This window comes from Nocardia puris, from assembly GCF_003315035.1.
Classification (GTDB): Bacteria; Actinomycetota; Actinomycetes; order Mycobacteriales; family Mycobacteriaceae; genus Nocardia; species Nocardia puris.
This window is the reverse complement of record NZ_QNRE01000014.1, coordinates 53,663-71,468: the sequence shown is the minus strand read 5'-3', so window position 1 is coordinate 71,468 and position 17,806 is coordinate 53,663. Positions and strand designations below refer to the sequence as shown.

Genomic DNA, 17,806 nt, shown 5'->3' with positions numbered 1-17,806 from the left:
GCGTCAGGGGCAGGTGCGGGCGACCTTGGTGAGGGCTTCGTGGTCGGCGGTGGTGAGGGGGAGGTCGTAGCGGGTGGCGACGGTGAGGTAGCGGCCGGCGAAGTAGCAGTGGTTGGGGCGGGAAGGTGGTAGCCAGTCGGCGGGGGTGCGGTCGCCTTTGTCTCGGTTGACCGAGGCGGTGGTGGCCACGAGGTTGGTCTCCATGTCGTTGGCGAACGCCCGGCGCCGGGCCGGGGGCCAGGTGGAGGCGCCGAGATCCCAGGCGGCTGCCAGCGGGAAGAGATGGTCGATCTCGACCTCGCGGGCGCGGGACTTGTCGAATGTAACGGCGTCGCCGGTGTAGGGGTCGTGGAAGGTGCCCGATTCGACCACGCAGTCGCGGGTGCCCGGCCGGAACCGCACCTCGCGCAGTTGGGCGGCGAGCACGTTATTGCGGGTGTCGCAGCCGTCGTGCCCGCCCGGCGCGTCGTGATCGTCGGACCACGACGGGCCGAACACACACCCCTGCCCCGACCGGCACCCCCTCTCGTACCCGCCGGGCCGAACCCGCTTCTCCACCACCCGCACCCCCGCCAGCAACCCCTCCACCTGCGCCCGTGTGGGACTTCCCGGCGCGGGCGTCACCCACGCCCCGTCCCACCAGGCGCACCCGGCAGCACCCAGCACCACCGTGACCAGCACGGCGAACAGACGGGCGAGAACCGGGCGCACGCAGCCAGTTCTACACGCGCACCCCGACAAGGACGGCCGCCTCCGGCGTGGCGCCCCACGGCACGCCGGACACGCCGCCCACGCCACGCCGCAGCGGCCCTACCTCGCGCCCCTCACAACCAGGCCCGCGCCAGCAGATCATCTCCCGCGATCTCGCTCGCGCGCGGTGGGAATCTGGTCGCCGCGATCGATTCGGTGTGCACGCCGTCGTGCCCGATCAGCCAGGAACCGCCGCGCTCCTCGCACTCGGCGATCTTGGCGAACGTGGTGAGCAGGAACGTGACCGCCTCACGCGGATCGAGGGTGCGGGCCAGGCGCTGGGATTCACCGGGGCGCGAGAGATCCAGCCACACGCCGGACTGTCCGTCCAGCCGCATGCCGACGATCTTCCCCGCGTCGACGAAGGTGAATTTTCGGCGCTCCCACGGCGTGGTCGGCGTGAAGCTCTGCTCGAGTACCTGGAGCAGAATCGTCATGCTGCTGCCCTCCGCTTCCTAGAAGCTTGCTGCGGATTACGACTCGTGACCAGCAATTACCCCAGTATGTTCCACTTTCGCCCGCTTGGCGACCGCCGCGCCGCCCACCGGAAATCGTCCTGCCCCGTGCAGCGGTGGCCGTGAATTCCGGCGGTCCGCGACGACGAAGACCGCGCCCGCCGGATACGCCGGCCGTACGGCGGTGTCGGACCGGCCTGCTTGGATGGATGGATGCTGCACGGACTGTGGTCTCCCGGGTCCGGTCTGCTGCTGTGGACCGAGGGCGAGGTGCCCGCCGGTGTGCCCGACCCGCTGGGCGCCCGGCTGCGCACCGCGCGCTTCCGGCACCGCGCCGAGGTGCTGACGCCGCAAGGTCCGGCCGAGGTCCCTGCCCTCGCGATGGCTCCCGCGGCCGCGGCGAACGCCCTGCTCCAGCGTCTTCCGGCCGAGAGCGTCGCGGGTGACCTGCGCTTCCTGGCCCACGTCGCGCGCGGCATCGAGCGCTGGGCGCGCGCGGGCCGCGTCGTCCCCGAACTGCGCCGCGCCGACGGGCAGTGGTGGGTGCGGTGGCGCCTGGTCGGCGGCGCGCGGCAGCGGGCCTGGCTCGCCGAACTCGCGGCCGTGGCGCCGCCGGCGCTCGCGGTGGCGGGGCGTCCGGCGGCGGTGCTCGCCGACTTGGTCGCCGAACTCACCGACCCGATCGCCCGCGAACTGGCCGACGCCCCACCCCCCGTCCACCCGCTGCTCGCGGCCCTGGTCGGCGACCAGCCGCTGGACTCGGGCAGCCACCAGCTCGCCGACACCCTGGAACGCTGGCGCACCAGCCTCACCGCCGACGAACCCGAACTGGTCCTGCGCCTGTGCGAACCCGACGGTGAACCCGCCGCCGAGGACGACCCGCCGCTGTGGCGGCTGGAAGTGTGCCTGCGCGTCGAGGGCGAGGCGCCCACCCCGGTTCCGCTCAACGGCGACCCGGCCCTCATCCGCACCGCCGTCGACAAACTCGGCGCCGCCCAGCGCGCCTACCCGCGGCTGCGCGACCTCCCCGGCGACCCGTACAGCATGGATCTGCTGCTCCCCACCGCGGTGGTGGCCGACCTGGTCGCCCACGGCGTGCACGCCCTCCAGGAGGCGGGCGTGCGCTTGCTGCTGCCGCGCGCGTGGAACATCACCGAACCGTCGCTGCGGCTGCGCGTGGAGAGCGCGGTCCCGGCCGCCGAGAGCACGGTCGGGATGCGCGGATTGGTCCGTTACCGTTGGGAATTGGCGCTCGGCGGCCACGTGCTCAGCCCGGCCGAGATGGCCCGGCTGATCCGCGCGAAGTCCGATCTGGTGCGCCTGCGCGGGGAGTGGGTGCAGGCCGACCACAAGGCGCTGGCCGCGGCCGCCCGCTACGTCGCCGCGCACACCGACGACTCCCCGATCACCCTCGCCGACATGATCGGCCGCCTCGCCACCGACCGCGTCGACCGCGTGCCGATCACCGAGGTCACCGCCTCCGGTTGGGTCGCCGACCTGCTCGACGCCGACCGCGATCGCGCGCCCGTCCCCGCCCCGGGCGGCCTCAAAGCGCAGTTGCGCCCGTACCAGCGGCGCGGCCTGACCTGGCTGGCCACCATGAGCCGCATCGGGTGCGGCGCGATCCTCGCCGACGACATGGGCCTCGGCAAGACGGTGCAGGTGCTCGCGCTGCTCGTCCACGAACGCGAGAACGCCACGGAGGCAGTGGGTCCCACGCTGCTGGTGTGCCCGATGTCGGTGGTGGGCAACTGGCAGCGCGAGGCGGAGCGCTTCGCCCCCGGCCTGCGCGTGCTCGTGCATCACGGGTCGGGTCGGCGCACGGGGGAGGATTTCGCCGCCGCCGTGGGCGAGGCCGACCTGGTGCTCACCACGTATTCCTTGCTGGCCAGGGATTTCGAGGAACTGAGCGGACGCGACTGGGAACGCGTCGTACTGGACGAGGCGCAGCACATCAAGAACGCGGGCACCAGGCAAGCGCGCGCCGCCCGCGCGTTGCGCGCGCGACATCGGTTGGCGCTCACCGGAACTCCCGTCGAGAACCGGTTGGAGGAACTGCGCGCCTTGCTCGATTTCGCGATGCCGAAACTGCTCGGCAGCCCGCAGACCTTCCGCGCGCGCTTCGCCGTGCCGATCGAACGCGAAGGCGACCAGAACGCGCTGGCGCGACTGCGTTTCGTGACGAAGCCGTTCGTGCTGCGCCGGGTGAAGACCGATCCGGCGGTCATCGAGGACCTGCCGGAGAAGCTGGAGATGACCGTCCGCGCCAATCTCACCGTCGAGCAGGCCGCGCTGTATCAGGCGGTGGTCGAGGACATGCTGGACAAGCTCGAGAGCGCGAAAGGCATGGCGCGCAAGGGCGCCGTGCTCGGCGCGCTGACCAGGCTGAAGCAGGTGTGCAACCATCCGGCGCACTTCCTCGGCGACGGGTCGGGCGTGCTGGGGCGGGGCAGGCATCGCTCCGGCAAGCTGGCGCTGGTGGAGGACGTGCTCGACGCGGTGCTCGCCGACGGCGAGAAGGCATTGCTGTTCACTCAGTTCCGCGAGTTCGGCGAGCTGATCACGCCGTATCTGACCGAGCGTTTCGGCGCGCGGGTGCCGTTCCTGCACGGCGGCGTGGACAAGCGCCGCCGCGACGAGATGGTCACCGGGTTCCAGTCCGAGGACGGTCCGCCGCTGATGTTGTTGTCGCTCAAGGCCGGTGGCACCGGGTTGAACCTCACGGCCGCCAATCATGTGGTGCACCTGGATCGCTGGTGGAATCCGGCCGTGGAGAACCAGGCCACCGACCGGGTGTTCCGCATCGGTCAGCGGCGTGCGGTGCAGGTGCGCAAGCTGGTGTGCGTGGACACCATCGAGGAGCGGATCGACGAGATGATCAACGGCAAACGCCGCCTCGCCGATCTGGCGGTGGGCGCGGGGGAGAACTGGATCACCGAGCTCAGCACCGACGACCTGCGCGACCTGTTCACCCTCGGCACGGAGGCGGTGGGGGAGTGAACGATTTCGACGATTTCGGCAAGTACGGCAAGCGCAGGCCGGTGCGCGGCGGTGTGGCGGCCAAGAGCCGCCGCGGCGGTTTCGGGCGCACCTGGTGGGGCAAGGCGCTGATCGACGCCGTGGAGGCGATGGCCGAGCCGGGCCGGCTGGCGCGCGGGCGCACGTACGCGCGGTCGGGGCAGGTGGTGAACTACCGGATCGAGCCGGGCGCGGTGGTCGCGGAAGTGCAAGGGAGCCAACCGCGTCCGTTCACGTCGGTGTTCGCGGTGCGGCCGTTGCGCGCCGAGGAAGTGGAACTGCTGATCGACGCCATCCGGGGTGCGCCGGGCATGCTTGCGGCGATCGCGTCGGGCGAGCTGCCGCCGGAACTGGGCCCGCACCTGCTGCCCACCACCGCCGCCGAATTGGACTTCAGCTGTTCGTGTCCCGATCCCGGCTGGCCGTGCAAGCACGTGGCCGCGGTCTGCTACCTGGTGGCCGAACGCCTCGACGAGCGCCCGCGCGAGATCCTGACGTTGCGCGGACTCGATCTGGACACCCTCATCGCGGGCATCGAACGCGAATCCCCCGACGCCGTGGCGGCGGATCTGTACGGTGACGAGCTGGTGCCGCCCGACCTCCCGAAGGTCGAATACCGTTCGGCGGTAGACGATCTGGACCCGGTGTTGTTGCGCAAGGCGTTGCGCACGAGCGCCGAGGAGGAGTCGGTGGCGGCCACCGGCGCCCGCGAACTCGACGCGCTGTACGAACGTTTGCGCCGCTGAGCCGGACTCGCCGACGAGCGCCGGAAAGGCGCTGCGCACCAAGGGAATTCGATCCGCGCTCGGTCGGCGGGCGCACTGGTGTCCGACGACCGAGCGGATCGCCCGGCTGTTCCGCCCCGCGGTCTGCGGGTCGCGGGGGCGGACGGTGGCGCGGGAAATGGCAGGCACCCGGCAACGAGGCCGGCCGCGCCGCCGGGCATCGTCGGGCGGATCCCGCCCGGGGCGCTGGTGGCCGGTGCGTCTCGGCGCCGGGTGCCACTTTCAGTGTGCGCCGGCGGCGGGCTCGGGGATACGCCCGAGCGCTGTCCGCCCACTGCCCTTGTGCTGCCCTGCCACCAGGACGGCCGCGAAGCACAGCGTGGCCAGTCCGGCGAAGACGATGACGGGCTCGGGGAAGTAGAGGCAGGCGATCCAGAACGTCGCGCCCGCGGCCGCGAAACACAGCGCGTTGAACGGCGACCAGCGCCCCAGCAGCTGCGGCGCGGCGCGCGCCGCGACCATGGCGAGCAGCGCGAACAGGATGGCGAACACGGCCATGCCGACGCTGTAACCGGTGTTGAGACCGAACACGGTGACCTCCCGCCCGCCCTCGAACATGGGCGTGGTCGCCTGCCTCGACAGCTCGTTGATGGTCTCCTCGGCGGGGGTGTCGGCGCCGTTGAAGACGTGGATCATCAGCAGATGCGCGACGCCGATGACGGCGAGCAGGGCGGCGCCCGCGGTGTGGGCGGGCAGCGCCCAGCGAACGGTGGTGGTGGATGAGTCGGACATGGCGTCCTCCGGGGATGGGCTTCCGAACTACCTGCAGAACAAGCTCGGATTCAGCGTACATAACAAAATTTATGTTATAGACTGGCGGCCGTGGCGGGCAAGACCTCATGGCTGGCATCCGGACTGACGATCCTCGGCGCGGCGGGGCCGACCGCGCTCACCATCGACCGCCTGGTCGCCGAGACCGGTCTGAGCACCGGGTCCTTCTACCACCACTTCGCCGGCATGTCCGGCTTCAAGCAGGCGCTGCTCGCGCACTTCGAAGAGGCGCAGACGCTGCGCTACATCCGCGAGGTCCGCACCGCCGACCACCTCGCTCCGCGCGGCCGTCTCGACCTGCTCATGGATCTGGTGCTCGCCGACGGCGAACCGGCCCGCCTCGAGGTCGCGGTCCGCGCGTGGGCGCTGGACGATCCGGTCGCGGCCGCCGCCAAGGAGCGCGTCGACGCGACCCGCCTCGCTTTCCTGCGCGAACTGCTCGCCGAGGACGGCTACGAACCGGACGCCGCCGAACGGACCGCGCAGATCCTGTACCTGCTCGTGCTGGGCGCGGGCAATATCCTGCCGGAGGTGCCGCCCGAACAGCTCCGCGTCCTCTACAGCCAGGTGCTGCCGTGAACCACGCACGGCGCGAAGAACTTTCGATGCTCGACGATATGGGCACCGCGGTCCGCATCGCGCGCCCCGTGCGCCGGGTGGTGTCGCTCGTCCCGTCGTTGACCGAGTCCCTGGCCGTGACGTGCCCGGACCTGCTTGTCGCCGCGACCGAATGGTGCACGCACCCGGCCGATCTCGCGGTGGAGCGCGTGCGCGGAACCAAGAACCCGAACGTGCGGCGCATCGTGGAACTCGCGCCCGATCTGGTGCTGTGCAACCACGAGGAGAATCGCAAACTCGACGTGGAACGCTTGCGTGAGGCGGGAATCCCGGTGTGGGTCACCGTGATCGAGACCCTCCGGCAGGCATTCGACTCGCTGGGCCGTCTCTTCGCCGACGCACTGGGAGTCGCACCGCCCCAATGGCTCTCAGTCGCTGAGAAGTCTTGGAAGGAAACACCTTCCGCCCCGGTGCGCAACACTGTGATCCCCGTGTGGCGCGACCCGTGGATGGTCGTCGGCCGTGACACCTTCACCGGCGACCTCGCCCGCCACCTCGGATTGCGCCTGGTGCACGCCGACCGCCCGGACCGCTACCCCCGCCTCACCCAGGACGAACTGGTCCGCGAAGTCGACCTCGCGGTCCTGCCCGACGAGCCCTACGTCTTCACCGAAGACGATGGCCCCGAAGCCTTCCCGGGCATCCCGGTCGCCCTGGTGCCCGGCCGCCTTCTCACCTGGTACGGCCCCTCTTTGGTCACCGCCCGCGCCGAACTGACCGCGCGCATCGCGGCGGCCGCGCCGCGCGGTTAGGTCCTGTCGTCGAGGATCTACGACGCGAATCGGTAGTCGTCCAGATCGAAATGCCCACTGCGCCAAGCCGCTTCGACGGTCGTGGACGGCCGCAGCGGCACGTCCCCGTGCTTGTCGAAGTAGTAACTGTTGGACACCGCGCACGAATCCTGCCAGAACACCTGCCCGCCGCGGCGCGCCAGCATCTCCCGGAAGAACCGGTCGTTGGCCTCCTCGGTGACCTCGACCAGGGTCGCGCCCTCGTCGCGGGCGTGGGTGAGACAGCGCAGGATGTGGCGCACCTGGTTCTCGATGAGCGCGAAATACGACGACCCGTTATAGCCGTAGGGACCCATCACGGAGAAGAAATTCGGAAAGCCGGGCACGCTCACACCCTCGTAGGCCTGCAACCGGTGCTCGTCCCACCACTTCTCGAGATCGCGCCCGTCGACGCCGCGCAGGTCGTAGGTGGGCATGTTGCCCGACTCCATCACCTTGAACCCGGTGGCGAAGATGATCACGTCGACCGGGTGCTCGGTGGCCGCGGTGCGTACGCCCTCCGGCGTGATCCGCTCGATCGGATCGGTCTCCAGGGTGACGTTCTCGCGGTTGAACGTGGCCAGGTAGTCGTTGGAGAAGCTGGGCCGCTTGCAGCCGAGAGCGTAACGGGGCGTGAGCTTTTCGCGTACCTCCGGGTCGCGCACCTGCCTACGCAGGTGGGCCAGCCCGAGCCGTTCGCCGAGCGCGGCCGCGGGCACCGAGCTGTGGTAGTGCGCGGCGACGGGGAAGGTCAGCTCCACGAAGGTCTGGCTGACCAGCCGGGTCACCGTGCGGCTGCCCGGCACCCGCAGCGCCAGGCGCAGCGGCGCGGGCAGCGGCAGGTCGGGGCGCGGCAGGCACCAGATCGGCGTGCGCTGGAACACCGTCAGGTGCGCGACCTCCGGCGCGATCTCCGGGATCACCTGCACCGCCGACGCGCCCGTCCCGATGATCGCCACGCGCTTGCCGCGCAGGCTCTGCCCGTGGTCCCAGCGCGAGGTGTGCATGGTGCGGCCGGCGAAGTCGGCGGCGCCGGGGATCTCGGGCAGTTTCGGGCGGGTGAGCACGCCGGTCGCGCTGATCACGTAGCGCGCGGTGAGTTCCTCGCCTGCCTCGGTGCGCAACACCCACACGCGGCGGCCCTCGTCGAACTCCGCTCTGGTCACGGTGGTGCCGAAGTGGATGCGCGGGCGCAGGCCGTGCTTGTCGACGCAGGACTCGGCGTAGGCCTTCAACTCCCGGCCCGGCGCGTACACCCGCGACCAGTCCGAGCGCTGATCGAACGAGAACTGATAGCTGAACGACGGAATGTCCACCGCCACGCCGGGATAGGTGTTCCAGTGCCAGGTGCCGCCCACGCCGTCGGCGTCGTCGAGGAGCACGAAATCCTCGAAGCCCGCCTCGCGCAGTTTGATCGCGGCGCCGATTCCGGAGAACCCGGCGCCGACAATGACGGTCTCGTACGCGCGCCCGTCCAGGGAATCGGTGGACGTCATCGTCGCTCCTTCCCGATGCCCGCCGCGCGCGGAGCGGTCCACGCGGTGTGGCAGCACCTGCCCTCAATTAGGCGCGGCGGGTCGGGCGTTGTCAACGGCCCCGGCGGGCTACTCCGGCTCGACGCGGTACACCCGGCGCGCCGTCTCGCGGAAGACCCGCACCAGGTCGTCGAGCTCGGCGCCCTGGTTCGTGAGCGACTCCGCGACAGCTCGCACGCTGTTGCCCACCGAGGTGATCGGCCGGTCCACCGGGAAATTGGAGCCCCACAGCAGCCGCTCGGCACCGAACACGTCGTAGGCGTGCGCGATCATCGGCCCGATCCGGTCCACCAGTTCGGAAACCGGCGTCGGCGTGCCGCGCGGCGGTACCGGGTGGCCGAGGATCGGCATGGTCAACCCGCTCACTTTGGCCACCACGTTCGGGTGCTCGGCCAGCGCGCTGAGGTCGTCGCGCCAGCGCAGGAACAGCTTTCGCCGCTCGCCGGGGTTGGCGCCGGTGTGTTTGCCGACCTTGCCGAACAGCCCGGCCGGTGTGGCGAGGTGGTTCAGCACGATGGTGACCTCGGGGTAGCGGCGGGCCAGGGCGGTCACGTCGGGTAGCTGATGCGAGTACACCCACGCCTCGAACGAGAGTCCGCGCTCGGCGAGTTCGGCGAACCCGTCCAGGAAGCGCGGCGAGGTGAGCCCGCCCTCGGCGTGGTCGAAGGAGCGCACGTCGGGGTCCGGGTGCCGGGCGATCATGGTGCGGATGCCGCGGAACACCGGCGAGGCCGACCGGTGCGCGTCCAGCAGCGCCGCGAAACCGTCGGCGGACGGGTCGGCCGAGCCGATCACCGCGCCCAGCCGGGGTGTGTCGATGCCGAACGGCAGGCTCTCCACCCAGCGGGTCTCGTCGGCCTTCGCGCCCGTCCACTCCACCTCGATGTGCACGATCGCGTCCACGGGCACCGTGCCCGCGTCGGTGCGGTAGTCGGCGGGCAGGTAGGGATGCATATAAGCCGTTGGGTCACCGACGAATTCGCGGTCGCGGCGCGGGGCGAGGTGCGCGACGAGGTCGAGCGGCAGCGGCAGGTACCGGAACATCCGGGCCAGCGTGCTGAAATCGCGCGGCGTCGTCAGCGGGTCCCACTGGTGGATGTGCGCATCGATGACGCGAAGGTCGCCCAGGTCGTCCATGGGCGCGATTGTCACACGCCGCGCCGCCCGCGCGAGGGCGGATTCACCGGCCGGTGTGTTCGGGCCCGCAGGCGCACAGGAAGGTGCGCACCGCCGCCGCGGCGATCGCGGCGCGGTCGGCCGGGGACTCGGCGCCCCGGAGGAGGGCTACACGCACGGGTTGGTCGTCGCGTTCGACGATCTCGACGCGCTCGAGCGCTACCTCTACGACCCCGTCCACCTGGCGGGCGATCCCGAGATCCTGCCCTACTACGGCCGGATGCGGGTCGGTCCCGCCATCACCGACGACCCCGATCCGGACCTGCTGGCCAAGATCGGCGCGCCGCACGAAGCCAAGCTCGCGAAGTACCCGGAATGGGCCCCGCTCATGGACTCCATCCCTGAAGTCCGAATCTTCTGACGCGCCAGGGATTTCCGGGCGCGGTTCATACGTTGCGGCGGTACTGTCCGCCGACGGTGAAGAACGTCTCGGTGATCTGCTGGAGGGTGCAGACGCGCGCGGCGTCCATCAGGACGTCGAAGATGTTGTCGTCGGTGCGGGCGACGGCGTCGAGCCGGGCCAGCGCCGCATGTGCCGCGTCGCGGTGGCGGTCACGGAATTCGCGCACCCGGCGCAGCTGAGATTGTTTCTCTTCCGCTGTGGCGCGGGCCAGTTCGAGCTTGCGGTCCGGCTCGCCGTGCGGATTGCGGAAGGTGTTGACGCCGATGATCGGCAGGCTGCCGTCGTGCTTGCGGCGCTCGTACAGCAGGGACTCGTCCTGGATCTTGCCGCGCTGGTAGCCGGTCTCCATGGCGCCGAGCACGCCGCCGCGCTCACTGATCCGCTCGAACTCGCACAGCACCGCCTCCTCCACCAGGTCGGTGAGTTCGTCGATGAGGAAGCTGCCCTGCAACGGATTCTCGTTCATCGCCAACCCCCACTCGCGGTTGATGATGAGCTGGATGGCCAGCGCGCGGCGCACCGAATCCTCGGTGGGCGTGGTGACGGCCTCGTCATAGGCGTTGGTGTGCAGGCTGTTGCAGTTGTCGTACACCGCGATCAGCGCCTGGAGCGTGGTGCGGATGTCGTTGAAGTTCATCTCCTGCGCGTGCAGGGACCGCCCCGAGGTCTGGATGTGGTACTTGAGCTTCTGCGAGCGCTCGTTCGCCCCGTACCGGTCGCGCAGGGCGATCGCCCAGATGCGCCGCGCCACCCGGCCGATCACCGAGTACTCCGGGTCCATGCCGTTGGAGAAGAAGAAGGAGAGATTCGGCGCGAAGTCGTCGATGCGCATCCCGCGCGCGAGATAGGCCTCCACGTAGGTGAATCCGTTGGCGAGGGTGAAGGCGAGCTGGCTGATCGGGTTCGCGCCGGCCTCCGCGATGTGATAGCCGGAGATCGAGACGGAATAGAAGTTGCGAACACCGTTGCGCACGAACCACTCCTGGATATCGGCCATCATGCGCAAGCTGAACTCGGTGGAGAAGAGGCAGGTGTTCTGGCCCTGGTCCTCCTTGAGGATGTCGGCCTGTACCGTCCCGCGCACGGTCGCCAGCGTGCGGGCCCGGACCTCGGCGGCCTCCTCTTGTGTCGGTTCGCGCCCGTGCTCGGCCGAGAAGCGTTCCAGCGCTTGGTCGATGGCGGTGTTGAGAAAATACGCCAGGATTGTCGGGGCGGGACCGTTGATCGTCATAGACACCGACGTGGTGGGCGCCGTGAGGTCGAAACCGTCGTAGAGCGCCTTCATATCGTCCAGCGACGCCACCGAGACGCCCGAGGTGCCCACCTTGCCGTAGATGTCGGGCCGCTCGTCGGGATCGCGCCCGTACAGCGTGACGGAGTCGAACGCGGTGGAAAGCCTTGTCGCCTCGGCGTGTTCGGAGAGCACCTTGAACCGCCGGTTGGTGCGAAACGGATCGCCCTCCCCGGCGAACATGCGGGCCGGGTCCTCGTTGTCGCGCTTGAACGCGAACACCCCCGCCGTGAACGGGAATCGGCCGGGCAGGTTCTCCGCGCGCAGGAAGCGCAGCAGTTCCCCGTGGTCGGTGTAGCGCGGCAGCGCGACCCGCGCGATGCCGCTGCCGGACAGCGACTCCCGGCGCAGCGGCGTGCGAATCTCCTTGTCGCGCAAGCGAACCACTTGCTCGTCACCGCTGTAGGACTCGACCACCGACGGCCACCGCGCCAGGAGGTCGGCGTTCTCGGGAGTCAGATCGCGCCGCGCCGCCTCCAGCAGCTCGGCCACGGCGGTGTCGCCGGGCAGCTCGGCCAGCACCTGCTCGAGTCGCTGCACGCGCTGCGCCGCCCGAGCCTGCTCGGCGGTCGCGCGGTGGTAATCGCGCACGGTTTCGGCGATTTCGGCCAGGTAGCGGGTGCGCGCCGGCGGGATGAGCTGCGCGAACCGGGTCGAGGTACGGGTGTCGACCCTGGGCAGCGTGCCGGGCTCCACGCGCAGGCCGTGCTCGGCGAGCAGCGCGACGAGATGCTGGTAGAGCGCCGTCACGCCGTCGTCGTTGAAAGTGGCGGCGCTGGTGCCGAAGACGGGCATGTCCTCGGGGTTCGCGCCGAACGCCTCGCGGTTGCGCACCAGTTGGCGTGACACGTCGCGCACCGCGTCGGCCGCGCCCCGGCGCTCGAACTTGTTGATCGCCACCACGTCGGCGTAGTCGAGCATGTCGATCTTCTCGAGCTGGGAGGCCGCGCCGAACTCCGGCGTCATCACGTACAGCGACACGTCCACGTGGTCCACGATCGCCGTATCGCCCTGACCGATGCCCGGCGTCTCCAGGATCACCAGGTCGTACCCGGCGGCCCGGCAGGCGGCGACCATCGTGTCGAGGTCCTGTGGCAGTTCACGATTCCCGCGCGTGGCCAGGGACCGGAAGAAGACGTGCGCGCCGTCGAGCGCGTTCATCCGGATGCGATCGCCCAGCAGCGCGCCGCCGCCGCGCCGGCGCGTGGGGTCGATGGCGAGCACCGCGACGCGGAGCTTGTCCTGCTGGTCCGAACGCAGCCGGCGAATCAATTCGTCGGTGAGCGAGGACTTTCCGGACCCGCCGGTGCCGGTGATGCCGAGTACGGGCACCCGCCGCGACCGCGCCGCGCCGAGCAGACCGTCGCGCGCCGGATCAGGGAGCGCGTCCTGTTGCAGACAGGTGATGGCCCGCGCCAACGCCGCCCGCTCCCCGGTGAGTACCGCATCCAGCGCGGGCGGCTCGGTGGACAGGTCCACATCGCACGTGCGCACCAATTCGTTGATCATGCCGGGCAATCCGAGCCGCTGGCCGTCCTCGGGGGAGAAGATCCGCACGCCCGCCGCGGCGAGGCGCTCGATCTCCTCGGGCACGATCACCCCACCGCCGCCGCCGAAGATCCGGACGTGCCCCGCGCCCGCCTCTTTCAACGCCGCGGCCAGGTACTCGAAGTACTCCACATGCCCGCCCTGATACGAGCTGACCGCGACGCCCTGCACGTCCTCCTCGATGGCGGCGGCTACCACTTCGTGCACGGCCCGGTTGTGGCCGAGGTGGATCACCTCCGCGCCCTGGGATTGCAGGATGCGCCGCATGATGTTGATCGCCGCGTCGTGGCCGTCGAACAGCGCCGCCGAGGTCACGAAGCGCACGGCGCGGACGGGGGAGTGGAGCGCGCTGTGATCGGCCACGGGAACCCTCCGATGAGTCCTTCAACGCCCAATACTAGGACGTCAAACCATTCTACGGTGACCGGCATCACAGTGTGGGAAACCGCCGCGCAACGGTTGTGTTCGGGGCGAGTGAAACCCGCGACGCGCGGTCACAGCCGCGCTCCAATGGACGGCGGGACCGATCCCCCCGTGGAGGTAGCGCCGATGAGCCTTCGAATCGCACGCGGATGTGCACCGCGCGGCCGGCGGACGAAGGCCGACCGCACCCGGCGGGTGCTGCCGAAGCTGAGCGTGGGCGGGATACCGCTGCTCGGTGTGGAGTGGCTGGCCGTGGGCGGTGGACTGGGCTGAGAACACGAACGGCGCGTGCCGCACCGGGTGGGTGCGGCACGCGCCGGTGCGCGCGGTCAGCGGTTGGTGAACTTCGCCGGGCGCTTCTCCACGAAGGCGGTCATGCCCTCCTTCTGGTCTTCGATGGCGAACAGCGAGTGGAAGACCCGCCGCTCGAAACGCAGGCCCTCGGCGAGCGTGGTCTCGAAGGAGCGGTTCACCGACTCCTTGGCGATCATGGCGACCGGCAGCGACATCGAGGCGATGGTCTCGGCCACCTCCTGCGCGGTGTCGAGCAGTTCGGCGGCGGGCACGATCCGCGAGACCAGCCCGGCCCGCTCGGCCTCCTCGACGTCCATGTTCCGTCCGGTCAGCACCAGATCCATCGCCTTGGCCTTGCCGATGGCGCGGGTCAGGCGCTGCGAGCCGCCGATGCCGGGGATGACGCCGAGCTTGATCTCGGGCTGGCCGAACTTGGCGGTATCGGCGGCCAGCAGGATGTCGCAGATCATGGCCAGCTCACAGCCGCCGCCCAGCGCGTAGCCCGCCACCGCGGCGATGGTGGGCTTGCGGAAGTTCGCCAGCCGGTCCCAGCGCGCGAAGAAGTCGTTCATGAACATGTCCATGTACGACTGCGGCTGCATCTCCTTGATATCGGCGCCGGCCGCGAACGCGCGCTCCGAGCCGGTAATGACCACCGCGCCGATCCCGTCGTCGGTCTCGAGCTCGTCGAGCGCGGCGATCACGTCGTCGAGGACCTGGGCGTTGAGCGCGTTGAGAGCCTTCGGCCGGTTCAGCGTGATCCAGGCGACCCGGCCCTTGCGCTCCAGCAGGATCGTCTCGAAGGTGCGCCCGCCCGGCTCGTCCACGGAATCGCTGTGCGATGCAGTCACTGGTCCACCTCGTGCTCGGAACGGTTACGAACATCGGTGACGATAGCGGAGAAGTCCTTGCCCGCATTCTCCTGGTTGAACCGCGTGTAGATCTCGGCGGCCAGCGCGCCGAGCTGCCCGTCGACGCCGTTGGCGCGCAACGCGTTCGCGGCCAGGCCGAGGTCCTTGGTCATCAGCGCGGTGGCGAATCCCGGCTGGTAGTCGTTGTTCGCGGGGCTGGTCGGGACCGGACCCGGCACTGGACAGTAACTGGTCAGCGCCCAGCTCTGGCCCGACGCGGTGGACACCACGTCGAAGAAGGACTGGTGGCTCAGGCCCAGCTTCTCTCCGAGCACCAGCGCTTCGGAGAGCGCGACCATCGAGATGCCGAGCAGCATGTTATTGCAGATCTTGGCGGCCTGGCCCACGCCCGCGTCGCCGCAGTGCACCACCTTGCCGCCCATCACCTCCAGCACCGGCAGCCCGGCGGCGAAATCCTCCGCCGCACCGCCGACCATGAACGTCAGCGTGCCCGCGGCCGCGCCCGCGACACCGCCGGAGACCGGGGCGTCCAGGGCGCGATGCCCGGCCGCGACCGCGCGGGTGGCGGCCTCCTTGGCGTCGGCCACGTCGATGGTGGAGCAGTCGATGAACAGCGTGCCCGGCGCGGCGGCCGGCAGCAGTTCGGCGTACACGTCGAGGACGAGTTTGCCGTTGGGCAACATGGTGATCACGATCTCGCGGCCCGCCGTGGCGGCCGCGGCGGTGTCCACCACGGTCGCACCGTCCGCGCGCGCCTGCTCCTGGGCGGCGGGCACCGGGTCGTAGGCGAGCACGTCGTAGCCCGCCTTCACCAGGTTGGCCGCCATGGGCGCGCCCATGTGGCCGAGTCCGAGGAAACCGATCTTCTTGGTCATGGCTGCTGCGCCTCCGGTGCCGCGAGTCCGAGTTCCGAGTCGCCGAGCCCGGCGAAGTACGCCGCCACCTGATCCTCGGTCACCTCGGCGAGGGTGGCCGGATTCCACTTCGGGTCGCGGTCCTTGTCGATCACCTGCGCCCGGATGCCCTCCACCAGGTCGTGCGAGGCGAGCGCGGCCACCGAGGCCCGGTACTCCTCGTCGAGCACCGGTTCGAGGGCGGGCAGCGCGCGGGCGTTGCGCAGCGAGCGCAGCGTGACCTTCAGCGCCACCGGGGATTTGGCGAGGATGTCGTCGGCGGCGCGCTGGGCGTCGGCCGCGTCGTGGGCGCGCAGCCGGGCGACGATCTCCTCCACGGTGTCGGCGCCGTAGCAGGCGTCGATCCAGCCCGCCTGGGCGAGCAGCGCGGATTCCGGTGCGGCCGTGGCGAATTTGCCGATGGCCACCTCGGCGGTCTCGGTCGCCAGCGTCTCGATCAGCGCCGGAATGTGCTGGGATTCCACGTAGTAGTCGGCGAAACCGGTCGCGATCGCGTCGCCCGCCGTCATCCGCGCCGTGGTGAGCGCGACGTGGGTGCCGATCTCACCCGGCGCGCGCGAGAGCAGATAGGTGCCGCCCACATCGGGGATGAAACCGATACCGACCTCGGGCATCCCGATCTTCGAGCGCTCGGTGACGATGCGGTGGCTGCCGTGCCCCGACAGCCCGACACCGCCGCCCATCACGATGCCGTCCATCACCACGACGTAGGGCTTGGGGTAGCGGGCGATGAGCGCGTTGAGCACGTACTCGTCGCGCCAGAACCGGCCCGACGGCGAATCCGCGCCCGTCGCACCGTCGTTCGCGCTCGCCTTGGCGTCGTGGTAGATCGCGACGATATCGCCGCCCGCGCACAGGCCGCGCTCACCGGCGCCGGTGACCACGACGGTGCGCACGTCGGGATCGTCCGCCCAGGCGCGCAGCGCCTCGGAAATGGCCAGCGCCATCGGATGATTCAACGCGTTGATGGCCTTGGGCCGGTTCAGCGTGATCAGCCCGAGGCCGCCGCGCTTGTCGATGAGGACTTCGGGTTCGCTGCTCATGCTGCTCCTACGACCGAGCGGGCGACGACCACCCGCATGATCTCGTTGGTGCCCTCGAGGATCTGGTGCACACGCAGATCCCGGACGATCTTCTCCAAGCCGTATTCGGCCAGGTAACCGTAGCCGCCGTGCAATTGCAGGGCCTTGTTGGCGACCTCGAACCCGGCGTCGGTGGCGAAACGCTTGGCCATGGCGCACAACTCGACCTTGTCGGGGGCGTCCGCGTCCAGCGCGGCCGCCGCCCGCCACAGCAGCGTGCGGGCCGCCTCCAATTCCGTGCGCATATCGGCCAGTTCGAATTGCAACGCCTGGTTCTTCAGCAGCGGCGCGCCGAACGCGTGCCGCCCGGCCAGGTACGGCACGGTCTTGTCGAGCGCGGCCTGCGCCCCGCCCACCGAGCAGGCCGCGATATTGAGCCTGCCGCCGTTGAGGCCGTTCATGGCGATGCGGAAGCCCTCGCCCGCGCCGCCCAGCAGGTTGGCCGCGGGCACGCGGGCGTCCTCCAAGATCACCTGGCGCGTGGGCTGGGCGTTCCAGCCCATCTTGCGCTCGTTCGGCCCCACCGTCAGTCCGGGAGTGTCGGCGGGCACGATGAACGCCGAAATACCGCGCGCCCCTTCGTCTCCCGTGCGCACCATCATGACGTAGACGTCGTTGGCGCCCGCGCCGGAGATGAACTGCTTGGCCCCGGTGAGGACGTAGTCGTCCCCGTCGCGCACGGCCTTGGTGCGCAACGCCGCCGCGTCCGAGCCGACGCCCGGCTCGGTGAGCGCGTAGCTGCCCAGCAGTTCCATCGCCGTGAGGCCGGGCAGCCAGCGTTCCCGCTGCTCGGGCGTGCCGTAGGCGTCGATCATCCAGGCGGCCATGTTGTGGATGGAGATGTAGGCCGCGATCGACGGGCACCCGGTCGCCAGCTGCTCGAAGATGCGCGCGGCGTCGAGCCTGCGCAGCCCCGAGCCGCCCACGTCCTCGCCGACGTAGATGCCGCCGAGCCCGAGCGGGCCCGCCTTGCGCAGCACGTCGACCGGAAAGTGTTTCTGCTCATCCCATTCCAGCGCGTGCGGCGCCAGGAATTCGTCGGCGAACTGGCGCGCGGTGTCGCGGATCGCGCGCTCGTCGTCGTTCAAGGTGAACATCGGG

The 17,806-nt window shown here is 70.2% G+C and carries 16 protein-coding genes; 6 read left to right on the top strand and 10 right to left on the bottom strand.

The features are described 5' to 3' along the window. Positions 1-3: 3 nt before the first annotated feature. A complete protein-coding gene (locus DFR74_RS27530; RefSeq protein WP_067510492.1) occupies positions 4-711 on the bottom strand; it encodes an HNH endonuclease family protein in 708 nt (235 codons plus the stop codon). Positions 712-824: 113 nt separating this feature from the next. After that, a complete protein-coding gene (locus DFR74_RS27525; RefSeq protein ID WP_067510490.1) occupies positions 825-1,187 on the bottom strand; it encodes a hypothetical protein in 363 nt (120 codons plus the stop codon). Between the two features lie 231 nt (positions 1,188-1,418). On the opposite strand from DFR74_RS27525, the gene DFR74_RS27520 reads away from it, so the two are divergent. Both DFR74_RS27520 and DFR74_RS27515 read left to right on the top strand, forming a co-directional pair. Continuing rightward, positions 1,419-4,205: a DEAD/DEAH box helicase gene (locus tag DFR74_RS27520; protein ID WP_113975319.1), complete on the top strand. Its 2,787-nt coding sequence runs from the start codon at positions 1,419-1,421 to the stop codon at positions 4,203-4,205. Further along, positions 4,202-4,969 carry an SWIM zinc finger family protein gene (locus DFR74_RS27515; RefSeq protein ID WP_067514309.1) on the top strand — a complete coding sequence of 256 codons (768 nt, stop codon included), beginning with the start codon at positions 4,202-4,204 and terminating at the stop codon, positions 4,967-4,969. Before DFR74_RS27520 ends, DFR74_RS27515 begins: the two co-directional genes overlap by 4 nt. Positions 4,970-5,230: 261 nt before the next feature. Here the strand turns inward: DFR74_RS27515 and DFR74_RS27510 are convergent, their stop codons facing one another. Then, positions 5,231-5,740 carry an LIC_13387 family protein gene (locus tag DFR74_RS27510; protein ID WP_067514308.1) on the bottom strand — a complete coding sequence of 170 codons (510 nt, stop codon included), beginning with the start codon at positions 5,738-5,740 and terminating at the stop codon, positions 5,231-5,233. 90 nt (positions 5,741-5,830) lie between these two features. Between DFR74_RS27510 and DFR74_RS27505 the strand changes: the two genes are divergently transcribed. Both DFR74_RS27505 and DFR74_RS27500 read left to right on the top strand, forming a co-directional pair. Beyond that, positions 5,831-6,358, top strand: coding sequence for a TetR/AcrR family transcriptional regulator (locus DFR74_RS27505; protein ID WP_113975318.1), 528 nt, complete (start codon positions 5,831-5,833; stop codon positions 6,356-6,358). Next, positions 6,355-7,149, top strand: a complete 795-nt coding sequence (locus DFR74_RS27500; RefSeq protein WP_369123287.1) for a helical backbone metal receptor — start codon at positions 6,355-6,357, stop codon at positions 7,147-7,149. Before DFR74_RS27505 ends, DFR74_RS27500 begins: the two co-directional genes overlap by 4 nt. 17 nt (positions 7,150-7,166) lie before the next feature. On the opposite strand, the gene DFR74_RS27495 is transcribed toward DFR74_RS27500, so the two are convergent. Continuing rightward, positions 7,167-8,663 carry a flavin-containing monooxygenase gene (locus DFR74_RS27495; RefSeq protein ID WP_067514306.1) on the bottom strand — a complete coding sequence of 499 codons (1,497 nt, stop codon included), beginning with the start codon at positions 8,661-8,663 and terminating at the stop codon, positions 7,167-7,169. Between the two features lie 108 nt (positions 8,664-8,771). Beyond that, positions 8,772-9,839, bottom strand: coding sequence for an amidohydrolase family protein (locus DFR74_RS27490; RefSeq protein ID WP_067514305.1), 1,068 nt, complete (start codon positions 9,837-9,839; stop codon positions 8,772-8,774). 55 nt (positions 9,840-9,894) lie between these two features. Here DFR74_RS27490 and DFR74_RS27485 point away from each other — a divergent pair, with 55 nt between their 5' ends. After that, positions 9,895-10,239 (top strand): Dabb family protein, encoded by a 345-nt coding sequence (locus DFR74_RS27485; RefSeq protein WP_198161928.1) that lies wholly within the window; start codon positions 9,895-9,897, stop codon positions 10,237-10,239. Between the two features lie 25 nt (positions 10,240-10,264). Here the strand turns inward: DFR74_RS27485 and icmF are convergent, their stop codons facing one another. Further along, positions 10,265-13,483, bottom strand: a complete 3,219-nt coding sequence (gene icmF, locus DFR74_RS27480) for a fused isobutyryl-CoA mutase/GTPase IcmF (RefSeq protein ID WP_067514303.1) — start codon at positions 13,481-13,483, stop codon at positions 10,265-10,267. Positions 13,484-13,669: 186 nt separating this feature from the next. Between icmF and DFR74_RS36255 the strand changes: the two genes are divergently transcribed. Further along, entirely contained in the window at positions 13,670-13,816 is a 147-nt protein-coding gene (locus tag DFR74_RS36255) for a hypothetical protein (RefSeq protein WP_157115905.1), read from the top strand. A gap of 56 nt (positions 13,817-13,872) precedes the next feature. On the opposite strand, the gene DFR74_RS27475 is transcribed toward DFR74_RS36255, so the two are convergent. The 4 genes from DFR74_RS27475 to DFR74_RS27460 are packed head-to-tail and all read right to left on the bottom strand — an operon-like array spanning position 13,873 to position 17,802. Then, positions 13,873-14,688, bottom strand: a complete 816-nt coding sequence (locus DFR74_RS27475; protein ID WP_269749376.1) for an enoyl-CoA hydratase — start codon at positions 14,686-14,688, stop codon at positions 13,873-13,875. Beyond that, positions 14,685-15,584, bottom strand: a complete 900-nt coding sequence (gene mmsB, locus DFR74_RS27470) for a 3-hydroxyisobutyrate dehydrogenase (protein ID WP_067514302.1) — start codon at positions 15,582-15,584, stop codon at positions 14,685-14,687. The genes DFR74_RS27475 and mmsB overlap by 4 nt, the downstream gene beginning before the upstream one ends. Further along, on the bottom strand, positions 15,581-16,666 hold the full coding sequence (locus DFR74_RS27465; protein ID WP_067514301.1) for an enoyl-CoA hydratase/isomerase family protein: 1,086 nt from the start codon (positions 16,664-16,666) through the stop codon (positions 15,581-15,583). The genes mmsB and DFR74_RS27465 overlap by 4 nt, the downstream gene beginning before the upstream one ends. Further along, positions 16,663-17,802 (bottom strand): acyl-CoA dehydrogenase family protein, encoded by a 1,140-nt coding sequence (locus DFR74_RS27460; protein ID WP_067514300.1) that lies wholly within the window; start codon positions 17,800-17,802, stop codon positions 16,663-16,665. Before DFR74_RS27460 ends, DFR74_RS27465 begins: the two co-directional genes overlap by 4 nt. Positions 17,803-17,806 lie beyond the last annotated feature (4 nt).

Excerpts from the sequence above, each read along its gene's own strand:
- DFR74_RS27525 (WP_067510490.1), bottom strand. The coding sequence starts at position 1,187 with ATGACGATTCTGCTCCAGGTACTCGAGCAGAGCTTCACGCCGACCACG.
- DFR74_RS27520 (WP_113975319.1), top strand. The coding sequence starts at position 1,419 with ATGCTGCACGGACTGTGGTCTCCCGGGTCCGGTCTGCTGCTGTGGACC.
- DFR74_RS27510 (WP_067514308.1), bottom strand. The coding sequence starts at position 5,740 with ATGTCCGACTCATCCACCACCACCGTTCGCTGGGCGCTGCCCGCCCAC.
- DFR74_RS27495 (WP_067514306.1), bottom strand. The coding sequence starts at position 8,663 with ATGACGTCCACCGATTCCCTGGACGGGCGCGCGTACGAGACCGTCATT.
- DFR74_RS27490 (WP_067514305.1), bottom strand. The coding sequence starts at position 9,839 with ATGGACGACCTGGGCGACCTTCGCGTCATCGATGCGCACATCCACCAG.
- DFR74_RS36255 (WP_157115905.1), top strand. The coding sequence starts at position 13,670 with ATGAGCCTTCGAATCGCACGCGGATGTGCACCGCGCGGCCGGCGGACG.
- mmsB (WP_067514302.1), bottom strand. The coding sequence starts at position 15,584 with ATGACCAAGAAGATCGGTTTCCTCGGACTCGGCCACATGGGCGCGCCC.
- DFR74_RS27465 (WP_067514301.1), bottom strand. The coding sequence starts at position 16,666 with ATGAGCAGCGAACCCGAAGTCCTCATCGACAAGCGCGGCGGCCTCGGG.
- DFR74_RS27460 (WP_067514300.1), bottom strand. The coding sequence starts at position 17,802 with ATGTTCACCTTGAACGACGACGAGCGCGCGATCCGCGACACCGCGCGC.